Here is an 18,115-nt window from a genome sequence, read left to right as displayed (position 1 = left end):
GGGTTGCTCCTTAGATGAATATTTGTTCGTTGGGCAGTGAGTACATTACCGGGCGAGGCCGCCCAGCACAGAACCTTGCAGGAACGACGCGTTGTCGAACACCTGACAAAGGTGGTCTCATGTGACGTTATCAGGGCAAGATGACAACTTGGCTCGCGTAGGCGAGTCCGGCCCCGAAGCCGATTTGCACGCAGACATCGCCGGACTTTGCCTGGCCCTCGGCAAGCAGACGATGGGTTGCCAGCGGGACGGATGCGGCGGACGTGTTTCCGGTATCCGCGATGTCACGGGCGATGGTCACTGATTCAGGCAGTTTCAGCTGCTTCACCAGCTCATCTACGATCCGCATATTGGCTTGGTGGGGCACAAAAACATCGACATCCTCGACGGTCAGTCCCGACTGCTCAAGGGTACGACGCACGATGTCTGCGGTGTGCCACACAGCCCACCGGAAAACGGTTCGCCCGTCCTGTTCGAGGGTGGGCCAGCCGAGATTCTCGTCTCGCATCTGCAGCCAGGAGTGCGTCATCCGAATGGTGTGCCAATTGCCACCGTCGCTGCCCCATACCGTCGGGCCGATCTTGGGGGTTTCGCTCGCGGTGACAATGGCGGCTCCGGCCCCGTCCCCGAGCAGGAATGAAATGCTGCGATCGGTGGGGGAGACGAAATCAGAGAGCTTTTCAGCCCCGACGACTAGAACATTGCGGGCAGCTCCTGCTCGCACGAGCGCATCTGCTTGCCCGATCCCGTAACAGAAACCGGCGCAGGCAGCCGAGATGTCATAGGCGACAGCGTCGTCAATGCCGAGCTCGTGGGCCAGCAGTGTGGCGAGTGAGGGCGTCGGGTAGGGGAACGAGATCGAAGCAACGATCACCGTGTCGATATCGCTCGCGTTCAAACCGGATGCGGTGATGGCGTCCTGAGAGGCCGTACGCGACATGTCGAGCACTGACATCTCGGCGCTGGCGCGACGGCGAGTAATGATGCCGGTGCGCTGGCGGATCCACTCGTCAGAGGAATCGATGGGGCCGACCAGATCGTCATTGGGAACGACGACGTCGCCGCGGGCAGCTCCATAAGCAAGGATGCGGCTACCGGGCACGGTGGTCGCCGGGGTTAAAGTCGCGCTCACGCGTTACCTCCAGGAGTGTTGGTGTTGGTGCCCGCATGGGCGAGGACGAGATCGCGGGCTGGAGCAAGGTCATCGGGCGTGTTTAGGTTCACTCGCTCCACCTCTTTGAGATCTCGCTTAGCGAGACCGGTGAGTGTTCCAGCCGGGGCGAGCTCGATCATCGCATCGACCTGTTGAGATGCAAAAGTTTTCATGCAGGCTTCCCAATCCACCGGTGCTGCAACCTGGGTGACCAGTGAATCGATGTACACCTTCCCATCGCGAACCAGTGCTCCCTGTGCATTGGAGACCAGCGGCGTGGTCGCCGGGGCGGGCTCAAAATGCAACGCTGCTTCGCGCAGTTCTTCACGGGCGGAATCCATATACGGGGTATGGAATGCTCCGGCTACTGACAGTGGGATGACCCTCGCGCGGCGAGGAGGCTCTGCGGCAAGGGCGGCAAGAGCTCCAGGATCGCCAGCGGCAACGATCTGGGTCGCGCTGTTAATGTTGGCGGCTACAAGTTTTAACTCAGCGAGCCGAGCCATGACGTCATCGCGCTGGCCACCGACGACCGCAGACATGGAGGTGGGGGTGGCGGCTGCAGCTCGGGCCATTGCCTGAGACCTCGCGGACACAAACCGCATGGCTGCCTCAGGGGTTAGCACGCCTGCCAGCGCCGCTGCGGTCACCTCTCCGACGCTGTGGCCGGCGAACAGATCTGCGAGGAGAGGTTCTTTACTAGCTGGTGGTTCAGTATTTGACGTTGCGCCAGCAGATACGGCGGCAACCGTCTGTGTGAGAGCGGTGTGAGCGATGATCCCGGCGGCGACCAAAAGAGGCTGCGCAATGGCCGTATCGCGGATGGTGTCAGCATCCGAGACGGTGCCGTGGGTTATCAGGTCGCAGTCACAGGCGTCACCGAGTTGTCCGAGCAGATCGCGCATTCCCGGAAGGTCGAGCCAAGGTGCGAGGAAGCCCGGTTTCTGCGCGCCCTGACCGGGGCAAACGATAACGAGCACGGGGTTCTCCTAGTTGTGATGAGATGCCGGTCCGGCCGTACAGTGGTTGTACCGACAGTGAAAAGATTAACGGCCCTTGAGTATGCAGCCCACCTAGGGTCCGGTATTGCTGTCGGCGAAGGCGGCATCCAAGAGGGCGTCGGCTTGGGAACGATCAATACCTAAGCGCTTGGATAGTTCGGCGAAGTACGCCGCGGCTTGGGATAGTTCCCGCATGGGCGCATCTTGCGCAGCCACCACAGTGCCTGCGCGTCCCCTGGTAATGACCAGGCCGGATTCCTCAAGCCGTCGAATCGCTTTAGCGACGGTGTTGACCGCAACCTGCAGGTCCGTCGCAAGCGTCCTCACAGTGGGTAACCGAGTACCAGGAGCCAGTTCACCCGAACGAATTGCGGACGCAATAGCGTCATAGATTTGGTGGACCGGCGCCACCGCGCCGTGGGCCTCGATGCTGAGGCCCACGAGCGGGGGCAGATCCGAGATCGACGGAGAAGTCATCGTCGTGACCAGCGAGTCAGGCCTCGCCTCCGTCGCTGCCTGACTGACCTGCGTTGACGTTCAACAGATCGTATTTGTCGATGGCTTGCTGAAGAACCGACCGGTCGAGCTTGCCTTCTGCAACCAGCTCTGCCAAAGCGCGGACGGCTAGCGAATGGGCGTCAATGTGCAGGAAGCGGCGAGCTGCCGGGCGCGTGTCCGAGAAGCCCCAGCCATCGGCACCCAGAACGCCGTAGCGTCCGGGAATCCACTGGCGGATCATATCGGGCAGCAGATGATCGAAATCGCTGGTCGCCACGAACGGACCCTGCACGTCGTGCAGACGCTGCGTAATCCACGGAGTTCGCGCTTCTTCGCTCGGGTGCAGGAAGTTGTGTTCTTCTGCTTCCAGAGCTTCTTTCCGCATTTCCGTCCATGAGGTGACTGACCACACATCGGCGGAGACTCCCCAGTCTTCGCGCAGCAATTGCTGAGCGTGCAGAGCCCACGGCACGGCCACACCGGAGGCCATCAGCTGGGCCTTGGGGCCCTCGCCTTCGTCAGCCTTCAGCAGGTACATACCCTTCAGCAGGCCGTCAACATCGAGGTTTTCGGGCTCAGCCGGGTGCACGATCGGCTCGTTGTACACCGTGAGGTAGTAGAAGACATCCTGGTTACGGGTTTCGTTCTCGCCGTACATACGCTGTAGGCCATCGCGCACGATGTGCCCGATTTCGTATCCGTATGCCGGGTCGTAGATGACCGTGCCGGGGTTGGTGTAGGCCAGGATCGGGCTGTGGCCGTCCATATGCTGTAGGCCTTCACCCGCAAGGGTGGTCTTTCCGGCCGTGGCCCCGATGACAAAGCCCTTAGCCATTTGGTCACCCGCCGCCCAGAAGAAATCACCGGTGCGCTGGAAACCGAACATCGAGTAGAAGATGTAGACCGGGATCATCGGTAACTCATGGGTTGCGTACGACGTTCCTGCAGCGGTAAACGCCGAGGTCGAGCTGATTTCGTTAATGCCCATGTGCTTGATCTGGCCAGAGGCGGACTCTTTATAGGCCAGCAGCAGATCGCGGTCCACGGAGATGTAGTTCTGCCCGTGCGGGTTGTAAATCTTCGCCGTCGGGAACATGGAGTCCATGCCGAAGGTACGGGCTTCATCCGGAATGATTGGCACGAAGTGGGCGCCAATTTCCTTCGTCCGCATGAGGTCCTTGAGCAGACGCACGAACGCCATCGTGGTGGCGATTTCCTGCTTGCCTGAACCGCGCTGAACAACCTTGTATTCCTTCTCAGCGGGCTGGGGAAGGAAGACCTTCTTGTGGGCGCGATGGGGGATCGGGCCACCGAGCTCCCGGCGCCGCTGATGCAGATACTGCATAGCGTCCGAGTTTGGATCCGGGCGGTAGTACGGCGCCCCGTACAGATCCTTCTCAAGTTCAGCGTCGCTGATCGGAATGCGCAGGGTGTCACGGAACGTCTTAATGTCGTCCAGCGTGAACTTCTTCATCTGATGCGTCGCGTTGCGGCCTGCAAAGGACTTACCGAGCTTGAAGCCCTTAATGGTGTGAGCCAAAATCACCGTCGGCTGGCCGGTGTGCTCCATCGCGGCTTTGTATGCCGCATACACCTTGTGCGGATCGTGGCCACCACGGTTCAGCTTCCACCAGATGTCGTCATCGCTCATTCCTTCGACCATGGCCTTGGTGCGCGGATCGCGCCCGAAGAAATTATCGCGAATAAAGCCACCGGATTCGGCACGGTAGGTCTGGTAGTCGCCATCAGGGGTGTTGTTCATGAGGTTGACCAGCGCGCCATCGTAATCGCTTGCCAGCAGCGGATCCCATCCGCGCCCCCAAATCACTTTGATGACGTTCCAGCCGGCACCGCGGAACTGGGCTTCCAGCTCCTGGATGATTTTGCCGTTACCGCGCACCGGGCCGTCCAGGCGCTGCAGGTTGCAGTTGACGACGAAGGTCAGATTGTCCAGACCTTCCATCGCCGGTATGTGCAGCGCACCGCGCGATTCGACCTCATCCATTTCGCCGTCGCCGAGGAACGCCCACACATGCTGCTGGGACGTGTCTTTCAAACCCCGGTTATGCAGGTATTTGTTAAATGACGCCTGCTCGATGGCGTTAACCGGGCCGATGCCCATGGACACCGTCGGGAACTCCCAGAAATCCGGCATAGCGCGCGGATGTGGGTAGGACGGGATGCCATGAGGATGTGACTTTTCCTGGCGAAAACCGTTGAGAACATCCTCGCTCAGACGATCCATCATGAAAGCACGCGAGTAGATCCCGGGGGAAGCATGCCCCTGGAAGAAGATCTGGTCACCACCGCCGGGATGGTCTTTCCCACGGAAGAAGTGGTTAAAGCCAACCTCGTACATGGTGGCCACCGAGGCATAGCTCGACAGGTGGCCACCGACGCCAATTCCTGGCCGCTGGGCACGATGCACCAGCATCGCTGCGTTCCAGCGCACCGCAGCGCGGATCTCTCGTTCCAGGCTGTCATCGCCGGGGTAATACGGTTCATCCTCAACCGAAATCGTGTTGATGTAGTCGGTGGAGTTGGTGCTCGGGACACTGACGTGACGGTCCCGGGCTCGACGCAGTAGATTCAACATGATCTGCCGCGCTCGAGCGCCCCCTCGCTCATCGACGACGCCGTCAAACGACTCAATCCACTCCTGGGTCTCCTGCGGATCGGGGTCCGGGGCAGGGGAGTAGACGCCGTTGATGATGGGACCGTTGCTGTCTCGTGAAGTCACGCTGTCCTCTTCTCTCGGTGCTCCGACAGGGGCGACGGGGTCGGGTCGGCGGCGACATATCAATGCCCTAAAGGCTCATGACCGGCTCGACCGCTCCGAGTCCGTGCGGATTTCCAGATTACGCTGACGGAGGTGTTGAACCTGCGCAGCAAAGCCAAGTGACATGAAAAACACAGTTAGCTAGACTCAGAGCCGACAGCTACCAGAAGGCCGCTAAGCCCCTGGTATCCACGACATTTCACCGACATGAAGGAGTCTTTCCTTGGCACCGTCGCCCGACGCCGCCACGAGCGCATCGGCCCAGCTCTTCGGATTCACCGTGGGGCAGATTGTCCAGGAGATCGGTTATGACGCAGACGTCGACCTCGATTTACGCGATGCGATTGAGGATACGATCGACTCCGATTTAGAAGACGAGGACACTCAGGAGATTGTCGACGCCGTCATCATCTGGTGGCGAGACGACGACGGGGACCTAGTCGATCAGCTGGTGGACGCCCTCGCTCCGCTCGCGCCCGGCGCACCGATCTGGCTGCTCGTGCCCAAAGCTGGCCGCCCCGGCCATGTGGAACCTGCCATCATCGAGGAATCTGCTGACCTTGCGGGGCTCAAAGCGATGAGCTCTGTCAGCGCAGCGCCTGACTGGTCAGCGACTCGGCTTGGAGCTCGAAGCCGTTGATGTCGCGGTGTATGCGGGCTTGTTCAATTTGCTCGAGCCCGCATCATCTGCAACGATGTGGTCTGCTCACGTCAGCATGAGTTGCGTCGAGCAAGCACGGGCCGTTAGCTCAGTTGGTTAGAGCGCCACGTTTACACCGTGGATGTCGGGGGTTCGAGTCCCTCACGGCCCACCCCGAGCCAAGGGTCGAACCCTTGCTAACGGAAACGTTGGTCGAGGTTCGGGCCTTGTTCGCGTCTGCGGCCCAGGTCAGAGCGTTGGCATTGACCTGCGGATCGAGGAGCATCTCGAAGGGCCGGTTGTGCTCGACGCGCAGCTCGTTGTCCTGGTGGTTCTTCGCATTGGAGACGATGAGCCGGGATCCGCACTGGCCACAGTGAATGGTGCCTTTGAGGTAGTGGCCGTGGACTTGGGTTGCCTCGACGGCGCACTGGTGCGCGGTGAGCTCGGGCTGGAGCTGGTACCAGACCTCGGCAGGAACGAGCGCCGGGTGGTTGCCCTTGTAGCGGATGCCTCGGTAGATGACATTGCCCTTGTAGTACGGGTTGGTCAGGAGCCGGTGGATGGTGGATGCCGCCAGCGGCTTCGCTGGCCTCTTCGGCGTGTGCAGGCTGCGCAGCCCGCGCTATGTAGGTGAGTTCGTCATGGAGTTGACTGATGCTCCAGTTGCCCGAGGCGTAGGCCTTGAACGCCCACTCGATCATCGGTGCTCGTTCAGGATCGAGCTCGATGGTGCGAACCTCGCGGCCGAGTTCGTCGCGCTTGCGGACGTTCAGATATCCGATGGGCGCCGGCACTCTCCGCGGAGTCCTTACCGCAACCGAGCTCGGCTACGCCTCCCTGATCCTCAGCTACCGCAACACCGCAGAAGGGCCACGCGTCGGGACCGGCCGAACGACCCTCGGCCACACCGAGACCACCGACGTTGACGAAGCCATCGGATACGCCATCCGACGAGGGGCCCAGCGGATCGTGCTCTTCGGCTGGTCGATGGGAGCCGCCATCGACCTCTAACTCGCCGACCACTCGCGACACGAGGGGCTGATCACCGCGCTCGTCCTCGACTCACCCGTCCTCATCCCTCCGCCGGTATCATTGTGGGTGTTGGCCCGACTGGGCCGTTGAGCGAGGGAGGACCAACGTGGCTGAGCCATGGCTGTCCGCAGACGATATTGCCGTCCACCTCGGGGTCACCAAAGACACCGTCTACACCTGGATCGCCGAGAAGACCATGCCCGCCCACAGGGTCGTTCGCCTCTGGAAGTTCCAAGCCAGCGAGATCGACGACTGGGTGCGCGCGGGTGCAGCGGCCAGTGACCAAGAGCTCCCCGTAGCCCATCCCGGTGTCAGTGGTCGCTCCTACGCTCATGACAACGACGAGCACGGGGAAGGCTAAAGGTGAACCTGAAGGACGCCCAACGCTTGGTGAAGTCCAAGCAACGCGTTTCGGAACACGGTGAGGTGTTCACGCCCGCGTGGATGGTCGAGGACATGCTCGATCTCGTTAAGCACGAGTCCGAGCGGATCGACTCTCGTGTGCTCGAACCGGCTTGTGGCTCCGGCAATTTCCTTGTCCCCGTCTTGGCCCGCAAGCTCGTCACCGTTCAGCGTCGCCACGGCAAGAGCGAGTTCGAGAAGCGCCACTACGCACTGTTCGCACTGATGTGTACTTACGGGATCGAGCTCCTCGGCGACAACGCCGAAGAGTGCCGCGACAATCTCGCCGAGGTTTTCAATACCTTCCTGGGCATCAGTAACGATGACCAGTGGGCACAAGCGGCGCGCGTAGTCCTATCCGTGAACATCGTCCAGGGCGATGCCTTGACCATGGCCGTGCCAAGCGGCCAGCCGATCACCTTCCCTGAATGGGGCTACCTCGGCAAAGGAAAGTTCCAGCGCCGCGACTTCCGCTATGACGACCTCACCCAGCGCGCCTCGTACGAGGGAACCCTGTTCGGCGAACTCGACGACGACGATCTCTTCGTCCCCGCCAAGACCTACCCGACGATGACGGTCCATCAGATCGCCGAGGCCGCCGCGTGACCCTTGCACCTTTTACTCTCCGAGGGCACAACCCGGATGTCTTGACCTGCATCGCGAACCTCTCCAACGATGAGGTCTTCACCCCGCCAGAGTTCGCGAACCAGATGCTCGACACGCTCGCGACCGCGTGGGCGGACGCCAACGACGGCGCGGACATGTGGGCCAACGCCGATGTCACGTTCCTCGACCCGTTCACCAAGTCCGGGGTGTTCCTACGTGAGATCGTGCGTCGGCTCACCGACGGACTGATCCTGGCGATCCCCGATCTCTCCGAGCGCGTCGATCACATCCTGACCCGTCAGGTGTTCGGCATCGGGATCACCCAGCTCACTGCGCTGCTGGCGCGCCGGAGCGTCTACTGCTCGAAGTTCGCCAACGGCCCGCACTCCATCGCCAAGTCCTTCGCCACCGAGGACGGCAACATTTGGTTCGAGCGCACTGAGCACACCTGGGGCGGCGGTAAGCGCGAGTTCCGCTTCGATCCCCTCACGGGTGAGGAGATTGCGGTCTATACCAACCGCAAGTGCCTCTACTGCGGGGCGGGCGAGGACGACTACGCACGGGGCGACGAACTTGAGACTCACGCCTACGCCTTCATCCATACCGACGACATCAAAGCTCGCATCGCGGAGCTGTTTGGAGACAACATGCAGTTCGACGTCATCATCGGCAATCCGCCCTATCAGCTCAGCGATGGCGGGCATGGGACCAGTGCCGCCCCGATCTATCAACTCTTCGTAGAGCAGGCTAAGAAGCTCGGCCCGCGCTTTTTATCCATGATCGTTCCCTCCCGCTGGTTCGCGGGAGGAAAAGGCCTCGATGAGTTCAGGGAGTCAATGCTGACCGACAGCCGTGTGCGGGCAATCAACGATTACCTGAGCGCTTCGGATGTGTTCCCAGGGGTGGGACTCAAGGGCGGTGTGTGCTACTTCCTCTGGGAACGCGACCATCCCGGACTCTGCGAGGTCACCACCCACTTCAAGGATTGGCCGAAGACCACGGCCTCTCGCCTCTTGCTCGAACCAGGTGCGGACGTCTTCATCCGGTTCAACGAGGCTCTGTCAATCTTGCGTAAGGTAATTGCCATCGAGACCGGGCAAGAGCACTCGCTGGCACTGCCCGAAGGAAAACGCTTCGAAAGGCTGGTCAGCTCTCGTAAGCCTTTTGGTCTAGAGACCACGTTCAAAGGCAGGACGTCAAAGGCACCTGGCGACGTTCTCATCTATCAAAACGGTGGGACTGGGTATGTGGCTCGAGAATCGATCCCCTCGGGCGCTCACCTAATCGATGGCTGGAAGATCTATGTTGGGCGCGCCGCTCCCGGCACAGGAAACAAGGACACCTATCCCCATCGGATCATCAGCACGCCCTTCCTTGGTGAGAGCGGGAGCATCTCCTCCGAGACGTATCTCTGCATCGGAACCTTCGACACACGAGAAGAGGCGGAGAGCGCGCTGTCGTACCTCCGCTGCCGACTGACGCGTTTTCTCATCCTCCTTCACAAACCCTCGCAGGACACCACCCGGAAGGTCTACACCTTTGTTCCAACGCAGGCCTGGACGCGGGATTGGAATGATAGCGACCTCTACGAGAAGTACGGCCTTTCGGAAGACGAGATCGCTTTCGTCGAGCGGATCGTTCGACCGATGGAGGCGGACGAGTGAAGCAGGAGATCGACGAGCTCCTCCCTAAGAAGCCGGAGGCTCGGCTGCGCATCTACGCGTGGTCGCCCAACGATCCGCCGGCCGGATACGCGGGACTCCTCAAGGTGGGACAGACGACGAAGGCCGACGTGAACGCGCGCATCCGCGAGTCTCAGGGGCAGATGCAGCAGGTCTATACGTTGCATGTTGATGAACTCGCCGAGCGTGACGACGGGTCGGTGTTTCGCGATTCAGATGTGCGCCAACGGTTGATCGACAAGGGCTTCGAGAACCCGATCTTCGGCTCAGCGCGGGAGTGGATGCGTTGTACCCCGGACGATGTGCGCACGGCGATTACTGAGCTTCGCACCGGCGTGAAACTTAGCGGTACCCACCACGAGACGTTCCCGATGCGCCCGGAGCAAGCCAGCGCCGTGGATAAGGCCGAGGGCTACTTCGAGTCCATCTGGGCTGAGGATTCTCAGGCGGTGCCGCGGTTCCTTTGGAACGCCAAGATGCGCTTCGGAAAGACCTTCGCATCCTACCAACTCGCCAAACGGCTCGGCGCCAAACGCATCCTCGTGGTCACCTTCAAGCCCGCAGTGGAGGACGCCTGGCAGACCGACCTGGAGTCTCACGCCGACTTCGACGGCTGGCAGTACCTTTCCTCAGCGACCGGAGGTAGCCCAGACGACGCCGATAAGACGAGACCGCTGGTCTACTTCGGCTCGTTCCAGGACCTACTCGGGCGCGACCGGAAGACCGGACTCATCAAAGCGAAGAACGAGTGGGTCCACACCACCAACTGGGACCTGGTCATCTTCGACGAATACCACTTCGGTGCCTGGCGAGAGTCCGCCAAGGAGCTGTTCGAGGGCGAGGACGAGAAGGTCAAGCAGAAGGAAATGGAAGCGGAATACAACGACGGCCTCGTCGCCTTCGACGAGGAGCTTGACGAGCTCGGCAACGACGAGGACGACTTCCTGCCGATAACCACCCGCGCCTACCTGTACCTGTCCGGCACGCCGTTCAAGGCACTGGCAACCGGTGAGTTCATCGAGGAGCAAATCTTCAACTGGACCTACACAGACGAGCAGCGCGCCAAGGCCGAGTACGCCGTCGCGCACCCGAATGCATGGAACCCGTACGGGGCGCTCCCGGAGATGCGCCTGTTCACCTACCAGATGCCTGACGAACTCATTGCTGTCGCGAACCAAGGCGAGTTCGACGAGTTCGACCTCAACGAGTTCTTCGAGGCGAAGGGTTTCGGTAACGACGCGGAGTTCACGCACAAGTCCGACGTTCAGAAGTGGCTTGACCTCATCCGTGGCGCTCACCTGCCCACGCAAGTCGACGTCATGCGGATGGGCAGCCGCCCTCCATTCCCATACTCCGATGTCCGGCTCTTGCCCTATTTACAGCACTCGTTCTGGTTCCTACCCAATGTCGCTGCATGCCAGGCAATGGCGAACCTACTCGCGGAGAAGCAGAACGTGTTCTGGCACGACTACCAGGTCCTCGTCGTCGCGGGCCCCGGCGCAGGTATCGGACTGGATGCCCTCCCACCGGTGCGCGCGGTGATCGGCGACGGCCACGATACGAAGACGATCACGCTGTCTTGCGGGAAGCTCACGACGGGCGTCACCGTCAAGCAGTGGTCCTCGATCCTGATGCTGCGAAACCTCAACTCGCCCGAGACCTACTTCCAGGCAGCGTTCCGCGTGCAGTCACCGTGGTCGATCAAGAACCCCGATGGGGACGACCCGAGCGCCGAAGCCGTTCTCAAGCCGGTGAGCTTCGTGTTCGACTTCGCGCCCACCCGCGCGCTGCGCCAGATCGCCGACTACGGTGCCGGTCTCTCGCCGGAAACGCCCAACCCCGAGCAGGCCGTCGGGGAGCTCGTGAAGTTCCTACCCGTGTTGGCGTATGACGGGTCGAACATGACCCAGGTCGATGCCGGCGGCATCCTCGACATCGCGATGTCGGGCACCTCTGCGACCCTCCTGGCCCGCAAGTGGGAGTCCGCGATCCTCGTCAACGTTGACAACGACACCCTGCGCAAGATCATGAACAACCCTGACGCCCTCAACGCTGTCATGAACATCGAAGGCTTCCGCGCACTCGGCAACGACATCTTCGAGACCGTCGTGAACAAGAGCGACGCCGTGAAGAAGGCGAAGAAGGAGAAGGGCGAGGACATCACGCCAGCGGAGAAGAAGGAGCTCACAGCGGAAGAGAAGGAGTACAAGTCCAAGCGGAAGCAGATTCAGGAGAAGCTGGTCAAGTTCGCTACCCGAATCCCGGCGTTCATGTACCTCACCGACTTCCGCGAGAACACCCTCCAGGATGTCATCACCAAACTCGAACCGGGCCTGTTCCGCACCGTCACTGGACTGGCCGTAGAGGACTTCCACCTTCTCGTGAACCTCGGCGTCTTCAACGCCACCCATATGAACCAGGCCGTCTTCGCCTTCCGGCGCTACGAGGACTCCTCCCTGTCCTACACCGGCATCGAGTCCCACAAGGGGCTGCGTCACTACGGCCTCTACGACACCGTGGTGGCCGTATATGACGACGCCATCGCCTGACCACTTGCCAACCCTACCGAGAGAATTCGCATGTCGGTCCAGACTCCGCGCAGCATCGAGGAGATGCTGACCGCTTTCCTCAAGCGCGAGTACCTGATGCTGGCGATCCAGCGCGAGTTCGTCTGGGGCGCCGACCAGATCATCAAGCTCGTCGGCAGTCTCTCATGCGCGGATACCAGTCGGGTCCTTACTGCTTTGGGACGTCAAGCCTGAAACGGTGTAGTCGTACACGTTCTACGGGTTCCTAACGAAACATCATGAGTGCGACAACCCCTATACGGACAAGGCAGCGGTTCCCTCCGGGAGTGGCACCACGGCGGTCCTTGACGGGCAGCAGCGCCTCACCTCGTTGAACATCGCGCTGTACGGCAGCATCGCGGAGAAGAAGTACGCGCGGTGGAACAGCGCGGATGCGTTCGCCGTCAAGCGCCTCTATCTCAACCTCGTCTACGAGCCCGACGACGAGGAACTCGGCACCAAGTACGACATGTGGTTCCTCCCCAACCGGGAAGCTTCCCGGCAGACGGCAAGGCAGACAAGTGGTTCTGGGTATGTGTGGTCCTCGATCTCGCCAACGCCGGCCCTGCGATCGTGCGCGAGTTGGAGCAACGGGGCATCGCCGGATCGGCCGACGCGTTCCAGCGACTCTACGACCTATACGAGGCGGTGCGGGTTCTCAAGCTGATGAACTACTTCCTGGTCACCGATCAGGACGCCGACAAGGTGCTCGAAGTCTTCGTCCCCGTCAATAGCGGCGGCACCACCCTCTCCTACTCCGACCTGCTGCTGTCGATGGCGACGAACCAGCGGCAAGAGCTGGATGCCCGCGAGGAGGTCCGCTCTCTGGTCAAGCGCGGCATCTGGGGGTCGGGCCTCGACACTCTCCTCACCCGCATCCGCGATGTCCTCCGCACCAACTCGACGAACGGCTTCCCGGTCGCGGCGGTCGAGGAGGCGATGGCGGCCGTTGGCAAGAGTCTCGCGTTCGACGCCGCCGAGATCGACGAGCTGCTCAACCTCAAGTACGCCGGCTAGCGGACGTTCTCCGTTCTCTCGATCCTGTACTCGGGGCCGGACCTGAGCAAGAAGTTGCATGAAGACCACATGTTCCCCAAGTCCCGGTTCACCACGAAGAAGCTACTCGACGCCGGCGTCCCGCTCGACAGCATCGACGACTACCTGGCAGCCGTGAACCTCCTAGCAAACAACCTTCAGCTGCGTGCCGGAACCGCCAACATCGAGAAGCAGGACGGCCTGCCCGCGGAGTGGACCGACACCGCCTTCCCGAGCGAGGACAAGCGAGCCACGTACCTTGTCGAGAACGAGCTCGACGGCCTTCCGCTTGATTTGGCGGACTTCGCGTCGTTCTTCGAGGAGCGCAAGCAGCGAATCAGGGCCCGCCTACTCTCCGCTCTGGGAACAACGCCGCGCGCACTGGAGGACGCGACTCTCTCGTAGCTCACGTTCAGGCGACGAGCAGCGATAGTGCTAACGCGGCCCGGAGAGTTAGCACTCCGTTGCCGAGCGCGGTGATCTGCTGGTTCTGCGTCAGTTCCTCAGCGAACGCCAGCCTCGACAACGGCGGTCGCTGCGGAGAGCGCGGCCATCAGCCGCGTCCGAGCGATGAAGCGATGGCGCGTTGCTACCGCGCCTGGCGGGACCTCACTGACAAGGAGGCCGAGGTCGGCCATCCGCTCAAGTAGCTCACGGTGACCCATCGGGCAGAGCCGATCAACGCCGTTGGCCATGACCGCGATCATGTCGGCACCAGACGCCAAGGTCGCTCGATGAGCAGCACCTTCGATTCCATACGTGCCACCGGCCAAGACTACCCGGTCCGCGTTGACGAGGTCAGAGGCCAACTCCGCGGCCACATGCTCGCTGTAGGAGGTCGAGGCCCTCGCGCCGATACCAGCGCACAGGGCTTTGACGACGTTCTGCTCAAGCGTCCGAGCGTCTGAGCGCTCGAACTGGGAACGCCAGACCTGAGTATCGACGGTTCTGAGGTCCGGCATCGACTCACTACTCTCGGCGAGCCGAAACAGTTCAAGCACACCGAGCTTGGCCAGTAGACGACTGGTCACGGCGTCGTATGGTTCGACGACCATCGACAGCACCATTCGCGCCGTGCGCTCGTCCTGGACTGCCTGGCTCAGGTTCGTCATCGTCGGGTCCTCTCACTCCTACACGGAAAGGTGCGCGCGGCGAAGCGACGGCGAGCGCGGGTTCTATGAACGCCGACCCCGGCGTACAGTGGATAGTTAGGCGGGTTCTCCTTATATTGCGGGTCCTCCGGGACGGCCTTCGGGCGCTCACACACGTTCTGTCTCCTCGACGGAGTAACACGTGTGACGAGGGGCCCGTCATGTTCCGCCTTATCTCGACGCTCAGCGTTCGCGTCCGCGACTACCTGCACCGCTACATGCCGAGCAATCGACTGCTCGCGGATATCCGCACCCGGCGCGGACTCAAGTGGGGGATATCCGCGATGCTGATCGCGCCTCCGTACTTCCTGATCACCAGCATCTGCTCTGGCTCGGTGGCCCCGGCTGGCTCCACCTCATCGTGCTGTGGCCTGCTGGAACGCGCCGACGCAAAGACAGGTTTTCAGCGGTGGGCAGGGGTTCTCAAACCTCTACGGAGGTCCACTCAATTAGAAGCGCTAGAACACCTGAAATCGTTGGGTGTAAGCGTGGTGAGGGATCGTCGCTTTTCATCGTCGGCGATGAGGGCGTGCCGGTAGAAGGCTTGGTTGCTTAGGTTTTTACCGGTCGTCGATCAGCAGTTGGGCTGTGAACCTGGGTGATATCGCGTCTACGTCGCGGCAGAGACATGGTAGCGACGGGCCTGCCCCCAGTTTTTGTCAGATTCGTGGTCGATCAGGCGTATCGTATTCCTAGCTGATGTCTGTTCTGCGAGGTCTTTGCGGCAGCACGGCAAGAGCAGTATTAAAGGTATCTCGATATATAGGATTTACAGGCTGATTCACAATGACATTAAGAAATAACTATTTTTCGTTGCATAGAGCAGACCGTTTAGAGTCAGTAAAAGAAACCCGAGTATTATCAAAATACCCCTCGGTGTTATCGAAAAACTATGCCATCGACGGCCCAATATTTCCCACGTCAGACCGCTCACAGAAAGAAATATCATGCCTGTTCTGAGTGTCGATAACTTGCATCACCGCTATGGAAAGTCCCCAGATGTACTGTGTGGAATCACAGTTGATTTTGAGCCGGCGACGATGACGGCGGTGATGGGGCCGTCCGGTTCTGGTAAGTCCACGTTTCTAAACTGTGTGGCAGGTTTGCTGAGACCTACTCAAGGGCGGATCCTGTATCGCAATTCTGATCTAGCTACCCTGAGCGCCGCTAAGCTCGATAAATTGCGGAGGATAGCTTGGGGTTTTATTTTCCAGTCGTACAACTTAATCGATGCGCTGACGGCGATCCAAAATGTGAAGCTGCCCGCGCTATTTGACGGTAAGCGCATGTCGGATGAGTCGGCGAAACAGGCGTTACGTCGAGTTGGGCTCGCAGGGCTCGAAAAGCGATACCCCGATCAACTATCCGGTGGTCAGCGGCAAAGGGTTGCGATTGCTCGCGCCTTAGCCAGCCAGCGAGACATCGTTTTTGCTGATGAACCGACGGGCGCATTGGATAGCGAGTCACGCCGTGAGGTGATGAATAATCTCGGGACTCTGCCCGAAAGTGGCAGCACGGTCATCCTCGTAACTCACGACCCCACGGTCGCTGCCCAGGCATCCAGGGTACTGTTTCTGTACGACGGAGCCGTCGCTGCTGACGAATCTGGGCTCTCATCGCGCGATATTTCGGAACGCCTCGCAGATCTGGAGGCGCGGTCATGCTCGAAATAATGCGGCTATCTATTAGGCTCCTTCGCAAACACATTGCGTTGTATACGGGATGCATCGTCACTCTCTGCTTCACGGTCCTCATCGCGTCGGCTCAAGCGGGCCTCGTTGATGCCTTCTCCCACCCTCATAACGTTCACGTTGCGGGCGTGTCGCCGCAAGATGTTGCGATTCAGCTGACCTCATTTAGGGGACTTCTCTCAGTTTTAAGTGGTTTGGTCATCGTGATTAGTGGATTCCTCATGTGCTCTGCTGTGAAACAGGTGGTGGGGTTCCGGCAACGCGAGTTCGCTCTGATGCGCCTGGTTGGGGCGAACCGTTGGCGCTTATCGCGGATGGTGTTTTTGGAATGCCTGGTCATGGGCTTCGCGGTAGCACTGCCATCATCGGTTGTCGGAGTTTTGCTAGCCGGTCCGCTCTTTGCAGGGCTTCAAGCCATTGGATTCTTCGGCTCTGGGGTGCAGGTACAGTTTGGTTTTTCTCTTGCGGCGGCGCTGATTGTGACGGTGGCTGCGACGCTGACGACAGGAATAGCCGGGCTGGTTGCTGTTCGCAGCATGACTCGCGGAGATCTTCTTGGCTCGATGAATGCGCTAGCTCCGCGCCCATCCTGGTGGGGCGTATCCATCCGGATCGTCATCGTCGTTGCCGGATTGCTTTGCGTAGTGCTCGGGAGCGCGGACGCTTTTGGTTCGTCGCTGATCATCGCTCTGCCACTTTTAGCAGTTGTGCCGTTGTTCGCTATTGCTCCGCTCATCATCCCGGTGGGTGCGTGGATTATTGGGCGATGCGTTGGAGCGGTGGCGCCCGGTCCTGGCCTCCTTGCTGCGCAACGAGCGAGCAAAGATCGAATCCGTTTTGCCCGCATGGCAACTCCGGTCATCGTTGCCGTGGGTATCTTTGGCGGTTTTCTGGTCGCGAATGCTCCTGACCAGCAGATTCGAGAAGATATCTATCGGCAGAGGATAAGTTCGAGCGCCATCACATCGGTGATGGGGGCACCTCAGGCTGATCGAGCATTTCAAGCCCTAAAATCGAAAAGTGACCGCATTGCTCGGTTAGCGTCTGTGCAGCGCGATGTCTCCGGAAAAACTAGAAGGGTGTACTTTGCCGACCCTACCCATGTGGCAACACTGCAAAAGCAGCAGGTGGTCGCGGGCGATCTGGGAGCCGTCGGTGGAACCAATGTGGCTACCAGTGTGAGTGGCGCCAAAATTGGTGACTCTCTTACGATCCGTAATAACGAAGGTGGGACGGTCACCCTGCGGGTAGTTGCGGTGATGAACGACTCGTGGCTGGAAGGGGTCTTTATGGACTGGTCCCAAGTATCCAGGTTCGTCCCTAACCCGGCTACGCTGCCCGTGACAGTATTTGCAGCCCCGATCACTCCTCAACGGGCCCTCAACACGCTACACGCTGCACATATTCAAGCCGACGTCATGAATAAATCTGAATATATTCAGCAGCTAGAACAGACGCGTTCTGCCAATACCTATCGTTCTAATATCGGAATATTTGGCACGATTTATGTGATGAGCGTGCTCAGCTTGATTCAGTCAGCAATCAGCGGGAACCTGGCGCGGCGCCGCGAGTTTTCCGTGCTGAAAAGCCTCGGCGTCGGTGGGCGACGGATTCTTGTCACGATGGGAACGGAAGTGCTAATAATCCAGGTCACCGCAGGTCTTCTGATCGCTACGGTGCTCATCGCCCTGGGATCTAGATTCGCAACTGCCAACGGAACCTCGGTTCTCACAGCGCTTGCCTCAGCGGCTCCGGTGACGGCTTTAGCATTCGTCTTGGTGGGCGTAATCGCCTTGATCTCACACATCTCGGGGGCCTCGCTCACGCTGTCGCAGATATCGCGACATGGAGATACCCGAGCTTCGTAGCGCATAT

17 protein-coding genes, 1 tRNA gene and 1 pseudogene are annotated in these 18,115 nt (G+C 60.3%); 13 read left to right on the top strand and 6 right to left on the bottom strand.

Annotated elements, in window-relative coordinates; all coding sequences use genetic code 11:
- Positions 1-130 precede the first annotated feature (130 nt).
- The 4 genes from BN1724_RS02520 to aceE all read right to left on the bottom strand — a co-directional run bounded on the left by BN1724_RS02520 (position 131) and on the right by aceE (position 5,392).
- Positions 131-1,132, bottom strand: coding sequence for a beta-ketoacyl-ACP synthase III (locus BN1724_RS02520; protein ID WP_058234093.1), 1,002 nt, complete (start codon positions 1,130-1,132; stop codon positions 131-133).
- Positions 1,129-2,133, bottom strand: coding sequence for an ACP S-malonyltransferase (locus BN1724_RS02515; RefSeq protein ID WP_058234092.1), 1,005 nt, complete (start codon positions 2,131-2,133; stop codon positions 1,129-1,131). Before BN1724_RS02515 ends, BN1724_RS02520 begins: the two co-directional genes overlap by 4 nt.
- Positions 2,134-2,226: 93 nt before the next feature.
- Entirely contained in the window at positions 2,227-2,631 is a 405-nt protein-coding gene (locus BN1724_RS02510) for a GntR family transcriptional regulator (protein WP_058234091.1), read from the bottom strand.
- A gap of 16 nt (positions 2,632-2,647) precedes the next feature.
- Positions 2,648-5,392, bottom strand: a complete 2,745-nt coding sequence (aceE, locus tag BN1724_RS02505) for a pyruvate dehydrogenase (acetyl-transferring), homodimeric type (protein WP_058234090.1) — start codon at positions 5,390-5,392, stop codon at positions 2,648-2,650.
- Between the two features lie 262 nt (positions 5,393-5,654).
- Here aceE and BN1724_RS02500 point away from each other — a divergent pair, with 262 nt between their 5' ends.
- On the top strand, positions 5,655-6,071 hold the full coding sequence (locus tag BN1724_RS02500) for a DUF3052 domain-containing protein (RefSeq protein WP_058234089.1): 417 nt from the start codon (positions 5,655-5,657) through the stop codon (positions 6,069-6,071).
- Between the two features lie 98 nt (positions 6,072-6,169).
- Positions 6,170-6,243: transfer RNA gene (locus tag BN1724_RS02495), tRNA-Val, on the top strand.
- A 330-nt stretch (positions 6,244-6,573) separates the two neighbouring features.
- Here the strand turns inward: BN1724_RS02495 and BN1724_RS13245 are convergent.
- Positions 6,574-6,624: pseudogene (locus BN1724_RS13245) on the bottom strand (hypothetical protein); the annotation flags it as partial.
- Between the two features lie 230 nt (positions 6,625-6,854).
- Between BN1724_RS13245 and BN1724_RS02485 the strand changes: the two are divergent.
- From BN1724_RS02485 to BN1724_RS13160, 8 genes are all read left to right on the top strand, one after another.
- A complete protein-coding gene (locus BN1724_RS02485; RefSeq protein ID WP_197671750.1) occupies positions 6,855-7,085 on the top strand; it encodes an alpha/beta hydrolase family protein in 231 nt (76 codons plus the stop codon).
- Between the two features lie 127 nt (positions 7,086-7,212).
- Entirely contained in the window at positions 7,213-7,467 is a 255-nt protein-coding gene (locus tag BN1724_RS02480; RefSeq protein WP_058234087.1) for a helix-turn-helix domain-containing protein, read from the top strand.
- A gap of 2 nt (positions 7,468-7,469) precedes the next feature.
- Positions 7,470-8,114 (top strand): N-6 DNA methylase, encoded by a 645-nt coding sequence (locus BN1724_RS02475; protein ID WP_157085717.1) that lies wholly within the window; start codon positions 7,470-7,472, stop codon positions 8,112-8,114.
- Complete coding sequence (locus tag BN1724_RS02470) at positions 8,111-9,778, top strand: Eco57I restriction-modification methylase domain-containing protein (protein ID WP_058234086.1); 1,668 nt, start codon at positions 8,111-8,113, stop codon at positions 9,776-9,778. The genes BN1724_RS02475 and BN1724_RS02470 overlap by 4 nt, the downstream gene beginning before the upstream one ends.
- Positions 9,775-12,345, top strand: coding sequence for a DEAD/DEAH box helicase family protein (locus tag BN1724_RS02465; RefSeq protein ID WP_058234085.1), 2,571 nt, complete (start codon positions 9,775-9,777; stop codon positions 12,343-12,345). Before BN1724_RS02470 ends, BN1724_RS02465 begins: the two co-directional genes overlap by 4 nt.
- Positions 12,346-12,375: 30 nt before the next feature.
- The gene (locus tag BN1724_RS13170) at positions 12,376-12,558 is read left to right on the top strand and encodes a hypothetical protein (protein WP_058234084.1); all 183 of its coding nucleotides are present in this window, start codon (positions 12,376-12,378) and stop codon (positions 12,556-12,558) included.
- A gap of 342 nt (positions 12,559-12,900) precedes the next feature.
- Positions 12,901-13,380, top strand: coding sequence for a hypothetical protein (locus BN1724_RS13165; protein ID WP_197671749.1), 480 nt, complete (start codon positions 12,901-12,903; stop codon positions 13,378-13,380).
- Between the two features lie 69 nt (positions 13,381-13,449).
- Positions 13,450-13,803 carry a hypothetical protein gene (locus BN1724_RS13160; protein ID WP_058234082.1) on the top strand — a complete coding sequence of 118 codons (354 nt, stop codon included), beginning with the start codon at positions 13,450-13,452 and terminating at the stop codon, positions 13,801-13,803.
- A 98-nt stretch (positions 13,804-13,901) separates the two neighbouring features.
- Here BN1724_RS13160 and BN1724_RS02445 read toward each other — a convergent pair whose 3' ends face one another.
- Entirely contained in the window at positions 13,902-14,510 is a 609-nt protein-coding gene (locus tag BN1724_RS02445) for a DNA-processing protein DprA (RefSeq protein ID WP_058234081.1), read from the bottom strand.
- 200 nt (positions 14,511-14,710) lie between these two features.
- Here BN1724_RS02445 and BN1724_RS13475 point away from each other — a divergent pair, with 200 nt between their 5' ends.
- From BN1724_RS13475 to BN1724_RS02430, 3 genes are all read left to right on the top strand, one after another.
- Positions 14,711-15,088 (top strand): hypothetical protein, encoded by a 378-nt coding sequence (locus BN1724_RS13475; RefSeq protein WP_331709443.1) that lies wholly within the window; start codon positions 14,711-14,713, stop codon positions 15,086-15,088.
- A gap of 408 nt (positions 15,089-15,496) precedes the next feature.
- Entirely contained in the window at positions 15,497-16,222 is a 726-nt protein-coding gene (locus BN1724_RS02435) for an ABC transporter ATP-binding protein (RefSeq protein ID WP_058234080.1), read from the top strand.
- Complete coding sequence (locus BN1724_RS02430; RefSeq protein WP_084252686.1) at positions 16,210-18,108, top strand: FtsX-like permease family protein; 1,899 nt, start codon at positions 16,210-16,212, stop codon at positions 18,106-18,108. Before BN1724_RS02435 ends, BN1724_RS02430 begins: the two co-directional genes overlap by 13 nt.
- The last annotated feature ends 7 nt before the right edge of the window (positions 18,109-18,115 follow it).

Source organism: Devriesea agamarum, assembly GCF_900070355.1.
GTDB lineage: Bacteria > Actinomycetota > Actinomycetes > Actinomycetales > Dermabacteraceae > Devriesea > Devriesea agamarum.
The sequence above is the reverse complement of the archived record's forward strand: the minus strand, read 5'-3'. Positions and strand labels throughout refer to the sequence as shown.

What these genes read in the sequence shown, in the direction of transcription:
- BN1724_RS13475 (WP_331709443.1), top strand. Translation starts at nt 14,711, where the DNA reads ATGTTCCGCCTTATCTCGACGCTCAGCGTTCGCGTCCGCGACTACCTG.
- BN1724_RS13160 (WP_058234082.1), top strand. Translation starts at nt 13,450, where the DNA reads ATGTTCCCCAAGTCCCGGTTCACCACGAAGAAGCTACTCGACGCCGGC.
- BN1724_RS13170 (WP_058234084.1), top strand. Translation starts at nt 12,376, where the DNA reads ATGTCGGTCCAGACTCCGCGCAGCATCGAGGAGATGCTGACCGCTTTC.
- BN1724_RS02435 (WP_058234080.1), top strand. Translation starts at nt 15,497, where the DNA reads ATGCCTGTTCTGAGTGTCGATAACTTGCATCACCGCTATGGAAAGTCC.
- BN1724_RS02430 (WP_084252686.1), top strand. Translation starts at nt 16,210, where the DNA reads ATGCTCGAAATAATGCGGCTATCTATTAGGCTCCTTCGCAAACACATT.
- BN1724_RS02445 (WP_058234081.1), bottom strand. Translation starts at nt 14,510, where the DNA reads ATGACGAACCTGAGCCAGGCAGTCCAGGACGAGCGCACGGCGCGAATG.
- BN1724_RS02510 (WP_058234091.1), bottom strand. Translation starts at nt 2,631, where the DNA reads ATGACTTCTCCGTCGATCTCGGATCTGCCCCCGCTCGTGGGCCTCAGC.
- BN1724_RS02485 (WP_197671750.1), top strand. Translation starts at nt 6,855, where the DNA reads ATGGGCGCCGGCACTCTCCGCGGAGTCCTTACCGCAACCGAGCTCGGC.